Genomic DNA, 20094 nt, shown 5'->3' with positions numbered 1-20094 from the left:
TGCACCGTAATTGGATCGATCCAAAACGCATCGCCCACGGCCGCGCCGGCCGTCGCCAGGGAACCCCGCATGCCTACCAGGTCCACGACGTCCTTCGCGGTAAGCCGGTTGGGTGCCCTCAGCGCCATCATGGCGCCGTGCTTTGTGATGGCGCTGATGATGCTGGCTGCCAGCGCCCACGCCATGGATCGCCGTGTCCTGCACGACGGCTGGGAATTCCGGCAGATGGCCCCGGCGACGGGCGACGCGGGTATCGGTTCTTCCTGGCGTGCCGCGAAGATGCCGGGCACCGTGCATACCGATCTGCTGGCGCATGGCCTGATCCCCGACCCCTATGTCGGTGCGCCCGAGGCCGGGCTGCAATGGATCGGCCTGGCCGACTGTGAGTACCGCACCACCTTCCAGGTGAGCGCCGGCGAGCGCGCTGCGGTGCGAAGTGAGTTGACGTTCGACGGCCTGGATACCTTCGCCGAGGTATTCCTCAATGATGAGAAGGTGCTGGATGCCGACAACGCCTTCCGCACCTGGCGCATTCCCGTGCAAGGGCGACTGCGCGAAGGTTCCAACGAGCTGCGTGTGGTACTGCGTTCGCCGATCCGACGCATGCTTCCGCACGTGCAGGCCATGTCGCAGCGCATCGCCGGCAACTATCCGTCCCCCTACGGCGATGAGCCGAAAGACGTCCTGACGGCCAACTTCGTGCGCAAGCCCGGGTACCACTATGGCTGGGACTGGGGGCCGCGCTACGTCACGGCCGGCATCTGGGGGTCCGTCCAGTTCACGAGCTGGAGCGCCGCGATGGTGGAAGACCTGCAGGTACGGCAGGATCGTGTGACGGCGTCCGTTGCGGAACTGACTGCGATTGCGACGGTGGACGCAGCACGCGCGGGCGACTACCAGGTGCGCCTGTGGAAGACCGGACCCGGTGGCGACAGGAAGGTCATGGCCACGCAACGGGTGACGCTGCCCCAAGGCAGAAGCCGTATCCCGCAGTCCTTCCGTATCGAGCGACCGCAGCGCTGGTATCCGACCGGGTATGGCGAGCAACCGCTGTACACGTTCGACGTGGAAATCGTGCAAGGAGCAGGTATCGTGGACGCGCGTCGCGTTCGCACAGGTTTGCGCAGCGTCGAGTTGCGACGCGAGCGGGATGCGGACGGCCGTGGTTTCGCCTTCATCGTCAACGATATTCCGGTGTTCGCCAAGGGCGCGAACTCCATTCCGTTCGACATGTTCCCGTCGCGCGTCACGCCGGCGCAGTTGAGGCGCGTCCTGCAATCGGCGGTCGACGCCAACATGAACATGGTGCGCAGTTGGGGCGGCGGCTACTACGAAAGCGATGCGTTCTACGACATCGCCGACGAACTGGGGCTGATGGTATGGCAGGACTTCATGTTCGGCGGCGGCATGCAGCCTGCCTACGATCCGGCCTTCCGCGCCAATGTGGTCGCCGAGGCGAAGGACCAGGTACAACGCTTGCGCAACCATCCCAGCATCGTCCTGTGGTGCGGCAACAACGAAGAAGAGATCACCTGGAAGTACTGGGGCCATGGCAAGACACTGAAGGAAGCCGATCCTGAGTTCGCGGCCAAGGTGTGGGACGGCTATGTGCAGCTGTTCGACCGTGACCTGCGCCGTGTGGTGGAAGAGGACGCGGGCGGGATCGCCTACTGGCCCAGTTCGCCCAGCGACGACATGGCCGAGGTGGCCAACACGCCCGCCAGCGGCGACATGCACTACTGGGAAGTCTGGGGGAACCCGGCGCACCCGCCATCGGCCTATCTCGGTGTCACGCCGCGTTTCATGTCCGAGTACGGGCTGCAGGCCTGGCCCGTGCGCAAGACCATCGACCACGCGATCGCACGGGACGAGCAGCGAATCGACTCGACCCAGGTCGAGGCGCACCAGAAATTCCTGGCCGGCAAGGGCAACGAGCGCCTGCTGCACTACATCCGCATGGAGTTCGGGGAACCGAGAGATTTCGACGCCTTCGTCTACCTGAGCCAGGTGATGCAGGCCGAGGGCATCGGGCTGGCGGCGCGGCACCATCGTGCCAGTCGTCCCCACACGATGGGCTCGCTGTACTGGCAGCTCAACGACGTGTGGCCCGGTGCGTCATGGTCGGGCATCGACTGGTTCGGGCGATGGAAGGCGATGCAGTTCCACGCACGACGATTCTTCGCTCCGGTCGCGCTGGCGGCACTGCGCAAGGACGGACGCACCACGGTGAGCGCAGTGTCGGACCGCACCACCTCGCGTAAGGGCGAGTGGCGGCTGCGGGTGATGGACCTGCATGGTCGTGTGCTGCGCGACGAGCGCACGCTGTTCGAGCTGCCGCCATTGTCGGCGGTGCGCCTGGCGACCTATCAGGATGCGGAGCTGCTCGGTGATGCCGACGCTGCGAAGACCGTGGCGGTCCTCGACATGAACGTGTCGGGTGAGCTCCCTGTGCGCGAAGTGGTCTACTTCACCGAAGCCAGGAACATCGCCTGGCCGGCGTCTCCCGTGCAGGCCGAACTGCGCCAGGGGCCGAAGGGCACCACGCTCGAACTCGGTGCCCATGCGATGGCGCGGGCCGTATGGGTCGACTTCGGGTCGCTGGACGCGGACATCGCCGACAACGCCCTCACGTTGTTGCCCGGCGAGCGCGTAACGCTGGGCGTCTCCTCGAGCGCCACGCCAGAAGCCCTCCGCACGGCGCTGCATGTCACTACCTTGGCGGACGTCCTGTCCGCACCTTCCTCTTCCCGGAGCACCGCGACCCCATGACCCCAAACGTCCCCGCACACGACGACTTCCGCAGCGAGCGTTTCCTGCGCGACCACATCCGTCGGACGATGGCCTTCTACCATCCGCGCTGCATCGATCCGGAGGGTGGTTTCTTCCACTATTTCAAGGACGATGGAAGCGTCTATGACGCGTCCCATCGTCATCTGGTCAGCAGCACGCGCTTCGTCTTCAACTACGCGACGGCGGCCCTGGAGTTCGGTGATGAGGATGGTGCACTGCGCGAGGACTACATGGCGGCGGTGCACCACGGACTCGCATTCCTGCGCGAGAGGCACCTGGATCCGGTGAGCGGCGGCTACTTCTGGACGCTGCGCGACGGCATGCCTGAGGACACGATGCAACATTGCTACGGTGCGGCGTTCGTCCTGCTGGCGTACTCCATCGCATTGAAGGCCGGCGTCGAAGTGTGCCGCGCGTGGATGGACGCACACTGGAACCTGCTCGAAACCCGCTACTGGCAGCCGGAGCACGGTCTGTACCGCGACGAGGCCACGCGAGACTGGCAGTTCAGCGATTACCGCGGGCAGAACGCCAACATGCACATGTGCGAGGCGATGCTCGCGGCCTACGAGGCGAGCGGCGAGATGCGCTACCTGCAGCGAGCCCTGCAGCTCGCCGACCACATGACGCGCCGTCAGGCAGCGCAGACCGAGGGGCTTGTCTGGGAGCACTACGGCGTGGACTGGCGCGTGGATACCGACTACCACCGCGACGATCCGAAACACCTGTTCCGTCCATGGGGATTCCAGCCGGGCCACCAGACCGAATGGGCCAAGCTGCTGCTGATCCTCGACGCCCACCTGCGCCATACGGGCGCTCCCGCTGACTGGCTGGTGCCGAAGGCGAGGGACCTGTTCGACCGATCGATGGAGGCGTCCTGGGACGCGGAGTCGGGCGGACTCGTGTACGGCTTCGCGCCGGAGTCGCTGCGCAAGGACATCGAGGGCCCGTCGCTCCCCGACGGACGTCACTTCATCTGCGACGACGACAAGTACTTCTGGGTACAGGCCGAGTCGCTGGCCTGTGCGGCCAGGCTGGCGGTCGCCACCGGCGACGAGAAGTACTGGCACTGGTATGACCAGCTGTGGAGCTACGCCTGGGCGCACATGATCGATCACGTCCACGGCGCCTGGTTCCGCATTCTCGACCGGCGCAACCGCAAGTACGACGACAACAAGAGCCCCGCGGGAAAGACCGACTATCACACCATGGGAGCCTGCCATGACGTCCTGTCCGTGCTGCGTTCGCATGCGTGATCGATCCCGCATCCGTGGCCGGTGCCTCCTTCCCGCCGCACTGACGCTGCTGCTGGCATCGAATGCGGCCTCCGCGCACGACACGCACTTCTCCACGTCGTTCGAAGCGAACGAGCCGGCGCCGCAGACCACCCGGACGACCGGCGCGCGGGTCGAGATCGGCGAGGGTCCTGCGCAACCCTATGCCGCCAAGGCGGCGAAAGGTTACACAGGTGATCGTGCACTCAACTACCGGGCCGATACCGTCGCGCACGTGCCGCTGTTCGCGGTCGACATCGAGGTCGAACGCGACACCGTGCTGTCATGGATGGTGCTGCCCGAGATCGTCGAAGGTGATGCGGCAGCTTCGACGGGTGTTTCGGTCGACCTGGTGTTCGATGATGGTAGTCGGCTGTCCGACCTCGCCGTCGTCGACCAGCATGGCGCACGCGTCACGGCGGACGGGCAGGCCAGTTCGATGACGCTGTATCCGCAGCAGTGGGCGCACAAGCAGGTGCGTGTTGGCGATGTGGCGGTGCTGCGAGGCAAGCGTATCCGTGCCATTGAGCTGCAACTCCGGCCCGGATCGCATGTTCCATCCGTCGGCTGGGTCGACGATATCCGTATCGACCGTCTTGCGGCCGTGGACAGGCGGCGCCCCAGCGACTACGTGCTCACCACGCGCGGAACACAGTCCAACAGCACCTTCTCGCGGGGGAACAACATCGCCGCGACGGCAATGCCCCATGGTTTCAACTTCTGGGTACCGGTCACGGATGCCGGTTCGCTGAGCTGGCTTTACCGCTGGAACGAGCACAACGGGCCGGACAACCGTCCACGCCTGCAGGCGCTGTCGATCAGCCATCAGCCCAGTCCCTGGATGGGCGACCGGCAGACCTTCCAGGTCATGCCGTCGACGGCCTCGGGAATACCCGAGGCGGATCGCTCGAAGCGTGCGCTTTCGTTCACGCACGACCGGGAAGAAGCCCGTCCCCATACCTACCGCGTGGACTTCGACAACGGCATCCGCACCGAGATCGCACCGACCGAGCGCGCGGCCATCTTCCGGTTCCGTTTCCCGGAAGGCGATGCCAACCTGCTGTTCGACAATGTCGATGCACGCGGCGGGCTGACGCTGGACGCCGCGACACAAACCCTGCACGGCTACACCGATACGCGTAGCGGCCTGTCCAACGGTGCGACGCGGATGTTCCTCTATGCACGGTTCGATCAGCCCTGGCGCGGGAGTGGTCCGATCGAGACCGGTCGCCCCACCGGGTACGTGAAGTTCTCGCCTGGAAGCAATGGCGAGGTGTCGATGCGCATCGCCACCTCGTTGATCTCGGTGGAGCAGGCGCGTCGCAACCTCGAGCAGGAGATCGGCAGCGCCGGCTTCGACACGATCCGCTCGCGAGCACAAGCGGCATGGGATGAACTGCTCGGCCGGGTCCAGGTGGATGGCGCCAGCGAAGACCAGCGGATAACGGTCTATTCCAACCTGTACCGGCTGTTCCTGTATCCGAATGTCGCGCACGAGAATGTCGGCAGCAATGAACAGCCTGATTGGCGTCACGCCGACCAGAACAGCTGGTCCAAGGACAACACATCAGGAGATGCGCTGCGTACATCCGCATCGGTGCGCGAAGGGAAGATCTACGTCAACAATGGGTTCTGGGATACGTTCCGCACGAGTTGGCCCGCCTACTCGTTGTTTGCACCCGAGCGCGCGGGAGAGATGATCGACGGCTTCCTTCAGCAGTACCGCGACGGTGGCTGGATCGCGCGATGGTCGTCGCCGGGCTACGCCGACCTGATGGTCGGCACCAGCTCGGACGTCGCGTTCACCGATGCATGGCTGAAGGGCGTGCGCGGCTTCGATGCGCATGAGGCGTATGAGGCCGCATTGCGCAATGCAACCGTGGTGCCGCCGGTGTCCAACGTGGGACGCAAAGGCCTGGCGCGTTCGATGTATCGCGGCTACGCCGACAACGGCGTACATGAAGGGCTGTCCTGGACGCTGGAGGGTGCACTCAATGACTTCGGCGTCGCCCAGCTTGGCCTCGCACTGGCCGTCGGAGAGAAGGACGAGGCGCGCGCACGCCGCTACCGGGAAGAGGCTGAGTACTTCCTGGGCCGTGCGACCGACTACGTGCACCTGTTCGATCCCGCCACGTTGTTCTTCCGGGGACGCAAGCCCGACGGCAACTGGCATACGCCGGCCGCCGGTTTCGATCCGCGTGTCTGGGGTGGCGATTACACCGAAGCCAATGCATGGACCTTCGCGTTCACTGCCCCCCACGATGGCGTAGGGCTGGCCTCGCTGTTCGGCGGCGAGGAGGCGCTCGCGGGTCGGCTGGACGCATTCTTCGCAACGCCGGAAACGGCGGATAAGCAGTTCTCCGGCTCCTACGGCAACGTCATCCACGAGATGACCGAGGCGCGCGACGTGCGCATGGGCATGTACGCCCACAGCAACCAGCCGTCGCATCACATCCCGTGGACGTACGTGGTGGCGGGACAGCCGTGGAAGACGCAGCGCATCACCCGCGACATCATGCGCCGGCTCTACCTCGGCAGCGAAATCGGTCAGGGCTACCCGGGCGACGAGGACAACGGCGAGATGTCGGCTTGGTACCTGTTCGGCATGCTGGGGTTGTATCCGCTGAGGATGGGCGCGCCGGAGTACATCATCGGTTCGCCCGCGTTCGAGCGTGCGCGGGTGGCGCTCGCGGACGGAAAGACGCTGACGGTCATCGCGCACAACAACAGCGCCGACAACGTGTACGTGCAGTCCTTGAAGGTCAATGGAAAGCCATGGGATCGGGCCTGGATACGCCACGAGGACATCGCAGGCGGCGCCACGCTCGAGTTCGTCATGGGCGATACGCCTTCCACCTGGGGTGACGGCGCCGCTGCGCTGCCACCATCCTTGACCGCCATGGGAGCGAAGCCACGCGGCCTGACCGACGTAACCAGCAAAGGCAGGATCGTGGTGCAGGGCAGCCTGCGCGCTGCGGCGTCGCTGGTCGACGACGATGCCGGCACCTCGGCCACACTGCCGCCCCAGGCGAGTGTCGGTTTCCGTCTCGGCGCGCCTGCCCGCGTCAGCCACTACACGCTCTCGAGCGCGGACAAGGCGATGACGGGCGTTTCGTGGAGCCTGGAAGGGCGCGGAAGCCAGGGGGCGTGGGTCGTGCTCGACCAGCGCCGCGACGAGTCGTTCCAGTGGACGCAACAACTCCGGCCTTTCCGGGTCGAGCGGCCGGGCGACTACGTCGAGTACCGGTTGCGGATCGACAGCGAGGGCGAGGTGACGCTGTCAGAGCTGGAACTGCTGCGGCCGGAGGAAAGGCTGCCTGCGCGCTGAGGAGCGCCCGATCCGGCGGTGGCGCGTTGCGCTGCCCTCGGACTTGCGGGGACCTGCCCGATTCGAGGTTCGGCCAGGGATGTTGCGAGGCAGCATGCATCCGGGAAAGTGCTGTGCTAATTATGCGCTCCGTCGAATTAGACCGATCTAATTCGATCCAGGGGCAAGGAGGAGGCGAGACTGTCGCGGAGTGCCGTTCCAGGAACCCGGATCGTCCCGCAGCAAGGGTCCTTTTTATTTTCCGAAAATTTAGATCGATATAAATCCATCGCGTCAGCAGCCGATCAATCTTGGGAGAGGGTGATTGAAATGAAATGCACGCCACACGCACGCAGCCGTAGTTCGTTGTATGTGGGCATCGCCATCGCGTTGTCCGCCGCCGCCGTTTCCGGCAACACGCTCGCCCAGCAAGCCGAGGGCACGCCGGCCGCCGCCTCGACCCAGGCCACGGATCTGGATACGGTGACGGTGAAGGGCTACCGCTATTCGATCGAGCAGAGCCTGGAGCAGAAGCGCAACGCCAATGCCGTGGTCGAAGTCATCACCGCCGAGGACGTCGGCAAGTTCCCCGACAAGAACGTGGCCGACGCGCTGCAGCGCGTGCCCGGCGTGCTCATCAGCCGCAACGGCGGCGAAGGCAAGAACGTCAGCGTGCGTGGCCTGTCATCGGAACTCGTGCTGACCCAGTTGAACGGCAATTACATCGCCAGCGCGGAATCGAACGGCGATCCGACCCGTTCGTTCAACTACACGTTGCTGCCGTCGAACATGCTGGGCAGCGCCGAACTGTTCAAGACGCCGGAGGCACGCATCGACGAAGGCGGCATCGGCGGCACCGTGATCCTGCATACCCGACGCCCGCTGGAGCTCGAGCCGAACTCGGGCTTCGCCAACATCGAAGGCACGTGGGCAGACACCACCAGGAAGACCGATGGGCAGTTCTCGGGCTCGTACTCCTGGCATGACAAGGAAGACCGGTTCGGCGTCTTCGTCGGCTACACCCAGCAGAAGCGCACCACGCGCACCATGGGTGCCAGCACCGAAAGCTGGCAGTGGTACGGTCGCGACGAAGGCGGCAACGCGGTCGACGTGAACGGCAGGCCTTCCGATTTCAATTCGAACTGGTGGGGCGGAACGGGCTTCTGGGACCAGAACGGCAACTACTACACCGGCTTCATGATGCCGACCTCGGTCAACTTCGCCGTCAAGGAGGAAGAACGCGAGCGCAAGGGCGGCCAGCTGACGTTCCAGTACAAGCCCACCGACAACCTGACCCTGACGGCCAACTACTTCCGGTTCGACCTGTCGCAGGATTCGCAGACGAACACGCTCAAAGTGCCGGAATGGAACATCGCCCGCTATTACGGTGATGGCAACTGGCGTGGGGGCCGCCTGCTCGACGGCCTGACCTTCGACCCCAGTGGCACCATCGTGACCGGAGCCGACTACAGCCTGCATCAGGGCAAAGCCTATTACTGTAGCGAGGAGGAAGCTGCTGCGGCCGGCATGGCCCCGGGTGGCTGGGGTTCGGACGATTGCACCGTGCCGACGCCGCAGATCACAGGCAGCTACAACATCGAGAAGTCGCTGTCGCAGACCGTCGACTTCGGCGGTGAGTGGCGCGGCGAGAAGCTGGACGTCTCCTTCAAGGCTGGCCGTACATGGGCCGAGGGTGGACCCAAACTGCAGTTCGCGCTGCCGATCAAGCCACGCCGCCAGAATGCGGACGGCAGCTGGACGAACGGCAACTATGCCAGCTCATGGGATCTGACCGGAACGCCGACAATGACGTTCTCGCCGGACCTGATGCAGAACCTGCAGAACGGCATCCTGCAGGTGGACCTGGGTTCGACCGGCTCATCGTGGACCCGTAACGACACCGAGCAGAACTACGCGCAGGTCGATGGTACCTGGCACTTCGACGGCGACTTCTTCGACTCGCTCCAGTTCGGCGTCAAGGGCCGGGACGGCGGCATCCACCGCAGCACCGGCAACAGCTACTGGGTATGCCCCGGCACTGATCCGAGCGATTACGACAACCGTTACTGGGCAGGTCGCTGCAACAGCGTCGCCACCCAGTTCTCTCCGGACCTCATCCGTCAGTTGAGCAACCTGCCGGGCGGCATCAGCGCCAGCGCATATCCGGCGATCAACTTCCCGGGCTACATCGCCTATCTGAACAGCACGTACGGTCCCATGCAGACCCGCGAGGAGGACAACTTCGTCTACAACGTCGACGAGAAGATCTACTCGACCTATCTGCAGGCCAACTTCCGTACCGACCGTCTGCGCGGCAATGTCGGCGTGCGTATCGCTCGCACCAAGCAGCATGCCGACTCGACGGACAAGATCACCTCGTACAACGACTACTTCTTCGACGGCGCCGATGGCAACCCGCTGGCGTGCGTGCAGGGCGCAGCGACGCCGGCTGGCGCGCCCGCCGACACGTACTGCGGCAGCGAAGGGTTCTGGAGGCTTCATGAGCGGGTGGCGCGGCCGGAGTCGTACGAGATTGCTGCGCTTGACCGTACCTACACCGACATCCTGCCGAGCTTCAACCTGGCCTACGACCTGACCGACAACCTGCTGCTGCGTGCGGCCGCCTCCAAGGTGATCTCGCGTCCCAGCTATGGCGACATCGCGGCGCCCGGCAGCCTGGAGTACTACAGTCAGGAATATGTCGACGACCGGCGGCTGACAGGTGGTGCGGGCGAGCTGGGCTGGTACGGCTCAGGCAGCAACAAGGGACTCGAGCCGTACAAGGCCACCCAGTTCGACCTGGGTCTGGAGTGGTACTTCCAGCCGGGCTCGGTCGCGGGCATTGGTCTGTTCCGCAAGAACGTGCAGAACTTCGCGGTGAACGTGATCACCGACGTCAGCATGATGGTCGGTGGCCAAACCGTCACCGTGCAGAACTACAGTACCCAAGCCGGCGGCCAGGACGCGGTGTCGCAGGGCGTCGAGCTGTATGCGCAGCACACGCTGGATTTCGGCCTGGGCTTCCAGTTCAACTACACCTACAACGACGCCAGCAAGGCGGCTGTGAGCCTCGAGGATGGCACCGAAGTCGGGAAGACCTCGATGCCCGGCAGCGCCAAGAACCAGACGAACTTCACCGTGTTCTACGAGACGGACAGCCTGTTGCTGCGCGCCTCGTACAACCGTCGTGGTGAAGTGGTGCAGGGCCTGGTCAATGGCCTGAACGTCTACGACGAGCCGTACTACCAGGTCGACCTCAATGCGGCGTACAACATCACGCCTGCGCTCAGCATCACGGCGTCGGTGCTGAACGTGACCGAGGAAGAGACGCGCTCGCACCTGGGCAACGACACCAAGGATCGCTTCTACACCAACAGCTATGCGGGCCGTATGGCCTATCTGGGCCTGACGTACAAGTTCTGAGGTCCTCCCGCGTGTCTGGCCCCATGCTTTCTCTCCCGCCCGGCGACGGGCGGCGTGGGGCCGACGGCCCGGCTACGGCCGGGCCACTTCTTCCCTCGCATGCGACGGCCCGTCCCGTCGTCGCATGCGGCACATCAAGACAGGTCCGGAACGCATGAAGCCACCCTCGCTCTCTTCCCTGTTGCGCGCGTTGCCGCTGCTGCTCGTGCTTGCGGCATCGGCGACTACGGCGACCGCACAGAAGCCGAGCGCGGAGGTCAATACGTTCATCGGCAGCAAGGACGACGGTAATACGTTCCCTGGCGCATCCGCGCCGTTCGGCATGATCCAGGTCAGCCCGATCGGTTCGCACTATTCGGGCTGGCGTTACGACGATCCGCAGATCCGGGGTTTCGGACACTCCTTCCTCTCCGGCGCAGGGTGCTGGGAGCAGGGCGGGCAGGTGTCGGTACTGCCGGTGACCGGGCGGATCGGTCCCGGTGGCGATTTCGATACGGCCGATCCCAAGGCGTTCGACCACAAGCGCTACGGATCGCGCTACCGGCACGACGGCGAGAACGGGCAGGCCGGCTATTACAAGGTGCGTCTGACCGACTACGGCGGCATCGACGCCGAAGCTACCGCGTTGACCCGTGCGGCGGCCGAACGGTACACGTTCACCGCGACGGACGAGGGTCATGTGCTGGTCAATATCGGGCAGGCCAACGAGCGGCACTCGGTGACGGGCAGCGCCCTGACCGTGCTGGGCGACCGCGCGGTGGAAGGCAAGCTGGTGACCAAGAGCTTCTGCGGCGGCCACCAGTACACGACGTGGTTCCGCCTGGAGTTCGATCGTCCGTTCAAAGCGTTCGGTACCTGGGGCGAAGGCGGTGGCCTGCCGGGTTCGCGCCATGGCATGGAAGGCGAGGGCAAGCCGAGCGGTGCGTGGCTGACCTTCGACCTGGGCAAGGGCCGCGCTGTTACCGCCATCTCGGCGATCTCGCATGTCGATGCGGAAGGCGCGCGCAACAACCTGCGCAGCGAGGGCATGGCCGGCGGACGGCTGCTCGGCTTCGATGCGATGCGCACGAAAGCGCAAGCCGTCTGGGACAAGGAGCTGTCCAGCGTGCGCGTGCAGGGCGGTAGTCGCGACGATCGCGTGGTGTTCTACACCGCGCTGTACCACGCGCTGTTGCAGCCGTTGACGGGCAGTGATGCCGATGGCCGCTACCGTGGCTACGACGACCTGATCCACCGTGCCGACGGCTGGACCTACTACGAGTACTTCTCGCTGTGGGATACCTATCGCTCGCAGAACCAGCTGATCGCGCTGCTGCGTCCGCAGCGCGCCGCCGACATCGCGCGCTCGCTGCTGGCCATCGACCAGCAGGGTGGCTGGCTGCCGCGCTGGGGCTATGCGAGCTTCGAGACCAATATCATGACCGGCGATCCGGTCACGCCGTTCCTGGTGGACCTGTGGCGCTTCGGCGCACTGAAGGGTCGCGAAGCGGAGGCCTATACCGCGCTGCGCCGCAACGCATTCGAGGTGCCGCCGCTGAACTCCCGGCATGCCGGTCGCTCGGGCAATCCCAGCTACCTCGCGCAGGGCTTCGTGCAGTACGACCGGGCATTCCCTTCCAAAGGTATGGACGTGGATCCGCACCATGGCGGCTCGGCGACGCTGGAGTACGCCTTGGCCGACTGCTCACTGTCGATGATGGCCGGGGCGTTGGGGCATGGCGACGATGCCGCCGTACTGAAGCGCCGTGGCCGCAACTGGCGCACGCTGTGGGACGCCGATGTGCGCGACAAGGAAACCGGCTTCAGCGGATTCCCTCGCCCGCGCACGGAGGATGGCCAGTGGTACACGCCGTCCGACGGCCACTACAGCCCGCGCTCGCACCATGGTTTCCACGAAGGCACCGCCTGGCAGTACCAGTGGCTGGCGCAGCAGGACGTACCCGGCCTGGTGCAGGCCATGCATGGTCCGCAGGAGGCCGCGCGCCGCCTGGACGACTTCTTCGCCTACGAGGCGTTGCTCGCCGACCCGGCCGGCGCGGCGCGCAAGGAATGGGTGGTGGGGCCTTACAGCTACTACAACCAGTTCCGCTACAACCCGAACAACGAGCCTGACCTGCATGTGCCGTGGATGTACACGCTGATCGGCCAGCCGTGGAAGACCTCCACGGTGCTCCACGCGGCGCAGCAGTTGTTCACCAATGCGCCCAACGGCGTGACCGGCAACGACGACCTGGGCACGATGTCGGCCTGGTATCTGTTCAGTGCGATGGGCCTGTATCCGGCGGTTCCGGGCACGGGGGAGTTCCTGCTGCACGCACCGCGCTTCTCCCGCATCGACATCGACCTGGGGTCGGGACGTTCGCTGCGCATCGAGGCGCCGCAGGCCGGCGACGGCAAGGCCCGTTACATCCAGGCCGTGTCGGTGGACGGCGATGCCCATGCGGCAGTGTGGCTGGATTGGGAGCGCCTGCAAAAGGGCGGGCACCTGCGCTTCGAACTCGCCGACGCGCCCCAGCCGGAGGGATGGGGTACGCGGCAGGCCGACCTGCCGGCATCACCCTGTGCGACCGATGCCGCCCTGGTGTCGGGGACAGGGCATTGAGTCCGCGCGCCGTGATGGCATGGAGGTCAACGTGATGGTTTACGCTGGACGCACCATCGCCATGGATCGATCCACATGAGCCCGAAACGCCCGCCCAAGCCGGGAACCGTACGTTCGCCCGCCGCCGCCAAAGCGGCCAAGGGGACGGGCACTGCATCCCCGGCCAAGGCAGGCAAGCCGGCCGCGACCGAGCGCAAGCGCGATCCGCAGCGCGTGGTCACCGTCACCGACATCGCGAATGCCATCGGCGTATCGCGCGCCACGGTATCGCTGGTCCTGCGCAACAGCCCGCTCGTGCACGCGGACACCCGCGCACGTGTCGAAGCCGAACTCAAGAAGCAGCGGTACGTCTACAACCGCGGTGCGGCCAACCTGCGCCGGCGCACATCGTCCAGCGTCGCACTGGTGATCAACGACCTGGCCAACCCGTTCTTCGCCGAGTTCGCGGCCGGGGTGGATGAAGCCCTGGGCGAGCGGGGGTTCGTGACCCTGCTGGGCAGCACGGGCGAATCGCCCGAGCGCCAGCAGGCGGTGTTGACCTCACTGATGGAACACACGCCGGCTGGCGTGATCCTGTCGCCGGCCGAGGGCAGCGACACGGTGCAGCTGCACAAGGTGCTGGACGCGCGCACCAACGTGCTGCTCTTCAATCGCGAACTGGCGGGGGCCGACGACTGGGGCTTCCTCGGACTGGACAACCAGAACGGCGCGCAGATCGCGACGGAACACCTGATCTCCCTCGGTCATCGGCGGATCGCATTCTTCGGTGGTCATGCCGATTCGAGCTCATGCAGGCAGCGACGCGCCGGGCATTCTCTGGCGATGAAGAAGGCAGGATTGCCGGTGGAATCCGCCTGGCTGATCGAGTCTGCGCCGAATCGCCTGGAAGCCGCCGCCCGCACCGGTGAGCTCTTCGGCGACACCGCATCACCCACTGCCGCCGTCTGCTACAACGATACGGTCGCGCTTGGCCTGATGCTCGGCCTGATCGCGCGCGGCATCCAGCCGGGCAAGGGTTTCGCCGTCACCGGCTTCGACGACATTCCCGAAGCGGCCGTCACCACGCCACCTCTGACGACACTGGTGGCGGATCCCCGCGAACGCGGACGGCAAGCGGCCAAGCTGGTACTGCACCAACTGGACCATCCCACGGCCGTTCCCGGCAAGACCATCGCGCCGGTCACCTTGTCGGTACGCGAGAGCAGCGGGGTGCGGTCGCGATGACTGCCGCTTTCGAAGCCCGCACACGATCCGCTCAACGCCTGCAAATTATTGCGTCTTGCCTGTTTTCCTTTGCCACTTCAATTTTCCGATGAATACGATAGCTTCGAATCTCCCTCGCTCCGGTGGCCCCCTTCCTCCCGTCATGGCGAATCCGCTGGGTGATGGCGCATGAGTTCCAGGACGAAGATCGTCTGCTTCGGCGAGGCGCTGATCGACATGCTGGCGCAGCCGCCCGCATCGCCTGGGGATCCGAGGCACTTCCTGCAGTACGCCGGTGGCGCGCCGGCGAATGTCGCGGTGGCGACTGCGCGCCTGGGCGCCGACGTCCATTTTGCCGGCATGCTGGGCGAGGACATGTTCGGCGACTTCCTGTTCGAGAGCCTGGCAGCGGCGGGAGTAACCATGGATTGCATCGTGCGCACGGCCGACGCGAAGACGGCGCTGGCCTTCGTCGCGTTGGACGAACATGGTGAGCGCAGCTTCAGTTTCTATCGGCCGCCAGCGGCCGACCTGCTGTTCCGCGCGGAAGACTTCACGCCTGCGTGCTTCGAGGGCACGGGTGTATTCCATGTCTGCTCCAATAGCTTGACGGAAGCGGGCGTCGCCGACGCCACCTATGAGGGCATGCGTCGTGCGCGCGACGGCGGTGCGATCGTCAGCATCGACCTGAACCTGCGCCCCGCGTTGTGGCCGCAGGGCGAAGATCCCTCGCCGCGACTGTGGCGGGCGCTGATCGAAGCCGATCTCGTGAAGCTCTCGCGCGAAGAGCTCGAGTATCTTGCGCGTTGGGTCGGTGGCGAGACGGCGGTCATGGAGCGTCTCTGGCAGCATCGCGCACAGATCGTGGTGGTGACGGACGGAGCACACCCGATCCGCTGGCTTACGCGCTCGGCCAACGGAACGACGGACACGTTTCAGGTCGTCGCGATGGACACGACGGCGGCAGGCGACGCCTTCGTGGGCGGGCTGCTGTTCCACCTGACCCGCCACGGCGTGGATCGGGATAGCTTTGCGGGCTTCCTTTCCGATCCGCGCAACGTAGTGGCGGCGCTCCGATTCGCCGCCGCCGTGGGGGCGCTGGCGGTCACGCGCAAGGGCGCGTTCGCCGCAATGCCGAGCTTCGACGAAGTAAACGCGTTGCTGTCGTAGAAGGCACCGGAAGACACGGGACAGGATCGCTCATGACGGCCAGCCACAACCGGATCAGGTCCGTCGTCGTCGTGGGCGGAGGCAGCGCAGGCTGGATGGCGGCGGCCGCGCTGGTGACCTATCTGGGCAAGCAGGCCACGGTTCGCCTCGTGGAATCCGAGGAGATCGGCATTGTCGGTGTCGGCGAGGCCAGCGTCCCGTACATGAAGCAGTTCAACAATGGCCTGCTCGGCATCGACGAGTTCGAGTTCGTCCGCCGTACGCAGGGCACGTTCAAGCTGGGCATCCAGTTCAACGATTGGGGTGCGCTCGGCGAAACCTACGTCCATGGCTTCGGCAAGATCGGCCAAGGCATCGGGCCGCTGCCGTTCCACCAGTTCTGGCTCAAGCTCTTCCTGGCCGGTCATGCTCGACCTCTCGGCGAATATTCGTTGCCCACCGCGGCCGCGCCGCTCGGGAAGTTCATGGCCAGCCCGGCCAATGCACCGCCCGACTCGCCGCTGGCCGACATCGCGTATGCCTACCACTTCGATGCCGCGCTCTACGCGGGTTTCCTGCGTGAGCTGTCGGAGCGCAGGGGCGTGCAGCGCATCGAGGGCAAGATCACCCACGCGGTCCAGCGTAGCGAAGACGGTTTCATCGAGGCCGTGGTGCTGGAAAGCGGAGACCGGGTGGAGGGCGACCTCTTCATCGACTGCTCCGGCTTCCGGGGCCTGTTGATCGAACAGACCCTGCAGACCGGTTATATCGATTGGACGCACTGGCTGCCGTGCAACCGCGCCATGGCCGTGCCATGCGCCAGCGTGGGCCCGCCGACGCCGTACACGCGGTCCACTGCGCTCAAGGCCGGCTGGCAGTGGCGCATTCCGTTGCAGAGCCGCGTCGGCAACGGTTACGTCTACTCCAGCGAGCACATCAGCGATGACGAGGCTGCGTCCACGCTGCTGGCGAACCTCGACGGACGCGCGCTCGCCGATCCGCGTCCGCTGCGCTTCATTACGGGCATGCGCAGGAAACTATGGAACGGGAACGTCGTTGCGCTCGGGCTCGCCAGCGGTTTCATGGAGCCGCTGGAGTCGACCAGCATCTACCTGGTGCAGTCTGGCATCCAGCGCCTGCTGGGCCTGTTCCCGGATCGGGACTTCGATCCGCAGCTCGAGCGCCAGTTCAACGAGGAGTCTGCTTTCGAGTACGAAAGCACACGCGACTTCCTGATCCTGCACTACTGTGCCACGCGGCGCAGCGACAGCACGTTATGGGACTACTGCCGCACGATGTCGATCCCTGACACCCTGCGGCGCAAGATCGAGATGTTCCGTCGTGGCGGTCGATACTTCCGTACGGGCGACGAGTTCTTCGCACTGCCGAGCTGGGTGCAGGTGATGATTGGTCAGGGCATCGTGCCTACTGGCTACCACCCCATTGTCGACGACATGCCGGAACAAGCGCTGGTGGAGCATGTTGCGCGCGTGCATCGCTCCATCGCGAGCGGGGCAAGGGCGATGCCGACGCACCAGGACTTCATCGATAGGCACTGCAGAGCGCAAGCGATGTGATCCGGTACCTGTGCCGGTCCGCTGTGCCAGGGCATCGGCGAGAGCTGGACTTGCGCTGCGCATAGAGGAGTAATGATGCCTATCGCAACGTTGTCCGTTTACTTCTTCTTGCAAGCGGCGGTGATCCTGTTCGCCTGTCGCCTGTTCGGACAGATTGCCAAGCGGATCGGCCAACCGCAGGTGGTTGGCGAGATGATCGCCGGTGTCACGCTTGGCCCCTCGCTGTTGGGCTGGGCGTCTCCCGACCTGCAGGCGGCGCTGTTTCCCCCGCAGACCCTGGACACGCTGTACGTACTTGCCCAGTTCGGTGTGGGGCTGTACATGTTCCTGATCGGCACCCAGTTCCGCAGTGACCATTTGAACTCGCGTCTCGGAGGTGCGTTCTCCGTATCGATCGCCGGCATTGCAGTGCCATTTGCGCTGGCATTTGCGATCGTGCCGTGGTTGGTGGGCGTTCCAGATCTGTTCGCCGACAGCGTGCAAGTTTTCGATGCTTCGCTGTTCCTGGGCGCTGCCATTGCGATCACGGCATTTCCGATGTTGGCTCGAATAATCCATGAGCGCGGCCTTGCAAACAGTCCATTGGGTACGCTCGCGCTCACCGCTGGCGCGGTCGACGATGCGGCGGCCTGGTGCATCTTGGCTGTGGTGCTGGCGAGATTCGGCGGCAGTTGGGAGAGCGCATGGTGGGCGATCAGTGGCGGCGTCGCCTACGCCGTATTCATGATGCTGGTGGGGCGTCGTTTGCTTCGTCAGATGGTCGACAAGGCCAAGCCAGATGCGCCGCTCAGCGATACGATGCTGGCTGTGTTGCTGATTCTGTTTTGCCTCAGCGCCTGGTCAATGGATGCGATCGGCGTGCATGCTGTCTTCGGCGGCTTCCTGTTGGGCGCATGCATGCCGAAGGGGGCGCTGGTAGAGAAGCTTCGCGAGATGGTGCAGCCGTTCGTTGTCGTGTTCTTCTTGCCAATGTTCTTCACCTTCTCGGGGGTGAAGACCGACCTCGGGATGGTGCTTGAGCCGCAGCTGCTGCCTGCGGCGATCGTGATTCTGGTCGCCTCGTTCGCTGGCAAGGGGATCGCCTGCTATGTGGCGGCGCGCCTGGCAGGTGAGAGTTCTCGCGACGCGAAGGCGATCGGTGCACTGATGAACGCGCGCGGTCTGATGGAACTCATTCTGATCAACATCGGCCTGCAGGCTGGGGTGATCAAGCAGGGCCTGTTCTCGATTCTGGTGCTGATGGCAATAGTCACGACGCTTATGGCCACACCTCTGTTCAACTGGATTATGCGACGCGATGAGGGAAAGGCGACCGCCATCGACAAAAGCTAAGCGACAACCTGTGGCTCGGCCATTGGCCAAGAGCAGGCATCGGCCGACATCTGCATGGGGCAATTCAGTTCGACGGAGTGGATCGCCCCGGTCAATGCGCCGGAGCTTTGTCATTTGAGATCTGCTCGCGCCACAAGGCCATTGCGCAGTCCGGGCTGCTGAAACCCTGGGTTGTGTCCCAAGTCCGGCACAGATTTTTCACGGGGGCGATGGCGCGCCTGGAGGGATTCGAACCCCCGACCAATGGCTTCGGAAGCCACTACTCTATCCGGCTGAGCTACAGGCGCGTTTTTAAAGGACTTTCTGCTTCGGGCCAGTCTCTTTTGAGTAACGGCCCGGTGACACTGCGGTTCCCGATTTTGGCCTATGAGCAGCGGCTTCGGAAGCCACGACTCTATCCGGCTGAGCTACGGGCGCGCGGGACCGGCATTCTAGCCGCAAACCGGCACGATGGCCCAGTTCCGGCCGCGCGACGCGGAATCGAGGTGCGCGAGCCGGCCTGTTACCCTTTTGCGCATGGGATACGAGCGTTACGACGAGGCCGGGGGGCCGCGCTGGCGGGAGCGTCTGGGCCAGTACTGGAAGCTGGTGCGTGGCGACCGCCCGATCGGGGTGCTGTTGCTGCTGTGGCCGACCTGGTGGGCGTTGTGGCTGGCCGCGGGCGGCATGCCGCCAGGGTGGACGCTGTTCGTCTTCACTGCCGGCGTCTGGCTGACACGATCGGCGGGATGCGTGATCAACGACTACGCGGACCGCTGGCTGGATCCGCAGGTGGAGCGCACGCGCGGGCGTCCGTTGGCGACGGGCGCGGTATCGGGACGCGAAGCGCTGGCCGTGTTCGCGGTGCTGATGCTGGTGGCGTTCGGTCTGGTGCTGACACTGAACCGGCTCACGGTCTGGCTGAGTGTCGTCGGCCTGTTCCTGGCGGCCAGCTACCCCTACCTCAAGCGCTACACCTACCTGCCCCAGGTGTACCTGGGGCTGGCCTTCGGCTGGGGTATCCCGATGGCGTTCGCGTCCGTGCAGGGCGAGGTGCCGACCGTCGCGTGGGTGCTGTACGGCGCCAACATCCTGTGGGCCACCGCCTACGACACCTGGTACGCGATGGTGGATCGTGAGGACGACCTGCGTGCCGGCTCGAAATCCACGGCCATCCTGTTCGGCGATCTCGACCTGATCATCCAGGGCGTGCTGTATGCCCTGGTGTTCGTCGCGTTGTATCTGGTTGGGCGGCAGGCAGGACTGGGCACGTATTACTGGGCGGGCGTCGGTACCGCCGCGTTGCTGGTCACCTCACAGTTCTGGATGGCCCGTCATCGGGAGCGTGCAGCGTGCTTCCGCGCGTTCCTGCACAACAACTGGGTGGGTGCGGCGATCTTCGTCGGACTGGCGTTGGATCTGGCCCGCCGAACGGCGTAGTGCATTCACGATGCGCGT

General features: G+C 65.0%; 10 protein-coding genes and 1 tRNA gene. 10 read left to right on the top strand and 1 reads right to left on the bottom strand.

The genetic code is table 11. From position 1 onward, the window contains the following. Window positions 1-69 precede the first annotated feature (69 nt). The 9 genes from ACGHX3_RS18935 (at window position 70) to ACGHX3_RS18895 (ending at window position 18657) form a co-directional block, all read left to right on the top strand. The gene (locus ACGHX3_RS18935) at window positions 70-2769 is read left to right on the top strand and encodes a glycosyl hydrolase 2 galactose-binding domain-containing protein (protein WP_394695854.1); all 2700 of its coding nucleotides are present in this window, start codon (window positions 70-72) and stop codon (window positions 2767-2769) included. Further along, window positions 2766-4046 carry an AGE family epimerase/isomerase gene (locus ACGHX3_RS18930; protein WP_394695853.1) on the top strand — a complete coding sequence of 427 codons (1281 nt, stop codon included), beginning with the start codon at window positions 2766-2768 and terminating at the stop codon, window positions 4044-4046. Before ACGHX3_RS18935 ends, ACGHX3_RS18930 begins: the two co-directional genes overlap by 4 nt. Continuing rightward, window positions 4039-7392, top strand: coding sequence for a GH92 family glycosyl hydrolase (locus ACGHX3_RS18925; protein WP_394695852.1), 3354 nt, complete (start codon window positions 4039-4041; stop codon window positions 7390-7392). The genes ACGHX3_RS18930 and ACGHX3_RS18925 overlap by 8 nt, the downstream gene beginning before the upstream one ends. Before the next feature lie 309 nt (window positions 7393-7701). Beyond that, the gene (locus ACGHX3_RS18920) at window positions 7702-10794 is read left to right on the top strand and encodes a TonB-dependent receptor (RefSeq protein ID WP_394695851.1); all 3093 of its coding nucleotides are present in this window, start codon (window positions 7702-7704) and stop codon (window positions 10792-10794) included. A gap of 154 nt (window positions 10795-10948) precedes the next feature. Next, the gene (locus ACGHX3_RS18915; protein WP_394695850.1) at window positions 10949-13396 is read left to right on the top strand and encodes a GH92 family glycosyl hydrolase; all 2448 of its coding nucleotides are present in this window, start codon (window positions 10949-10951) and stop codon (window positions 13394-13396) included. A 75-nt stretch (window positions 13397-13471) separates the two neighbouring features. Continuing rightward, the gene (locus tag ACGHX3_RS18910) at window positions 13472-14620 is read left to right on the top strand and encodes a LacI family DNA-binding transcriptional regulator (RefSeq protein ID WP_394695849.1); all 1149 of its coding nucleotides are present in this window, start codon (window positions 13472-13474) and stop codon (window positions 14618-14620) included. 168 nt (window positions 14621-14788) lie between these two features. Then, the gene (locus ACGHX3_RS18905) at window positions 14789-15769 is read left to right on the top strand and encodes a carbohydrate kinase (protein ID WP_394695848.1); all 981 of its coding nucleotides are present in this window, start codon (window positions 14789-14791) and stop codon (window positions 15767-15769) included. Window positions 15770-15801: 32 nt separating this feature from the next. Beyond that, the gene (locus tag ACGHX3_RS18900; RefSeq protein ID WP_394695847.1) at window positions 15802-17325 is read left to right on the top strand and encodes a tryptophan halogenase family protein; all 1524 of its coding nucleotides are present in this window, start codon (window positions 15802-15804) and stop codon (window positions 17323-17325) included. Between the two features lie 75 nt (window positions 17326-17400). Next, on the top strand, window positions 17401-18657 hold the full coding sequence (locus ACGHX3_RS18895) for a cation:proton antiporter (protein WP_394695846.1): 1257 nt from the start codon (window positions 17401-17403) through the stop codon (window positions 18655-18657). Between the two features lie 210 nt (window positions 18658-18867). Here ACGHX3_RS18895 and ACGHX3_RS18890 read toward each other — a convergent pair. Beyond that, window positions 18868-18944, bottom strand: a tRNA-Arg gene (locus tag ACGHX3_RS18890). A 229-nt stretch (window positions 18945-19173) separates the two neighbouring features. Here ACGHX3_RS18890 and ubiA point away from each other — a divergent pair. Next, window positions 19174-20076: a 4-hydroxybenzoate octaprenyltransferase gene (ubiA, locus tag ACGHX3_RS18885; protein ID WP_394695845.1), complete on the top strand. Its 903-nt coding sequence runs from the start codon at window positions 19174-19176 to the stop codon at window positions 20074-20076. The last annotated feature ends 18 nt before the right edge of the window (window positions 20077-20094 follow it).

This window comes from Pseudoxanthomonas japonensis (assembly GCF_043632995.1).
GTDB classification, from domain to species: Bacteria; Pseudomonadota; Gammaproteobacteria; order Xanthomonadales; family Xanthomonadaceae; genus Pseudoxanthomonas_A; species Pseudoxanthomonas_A japonensis.
Note: the sequence above shows the minus strand (reverse complement) of the source record. Positions and strands in the feature narration are given on the sequence as shown.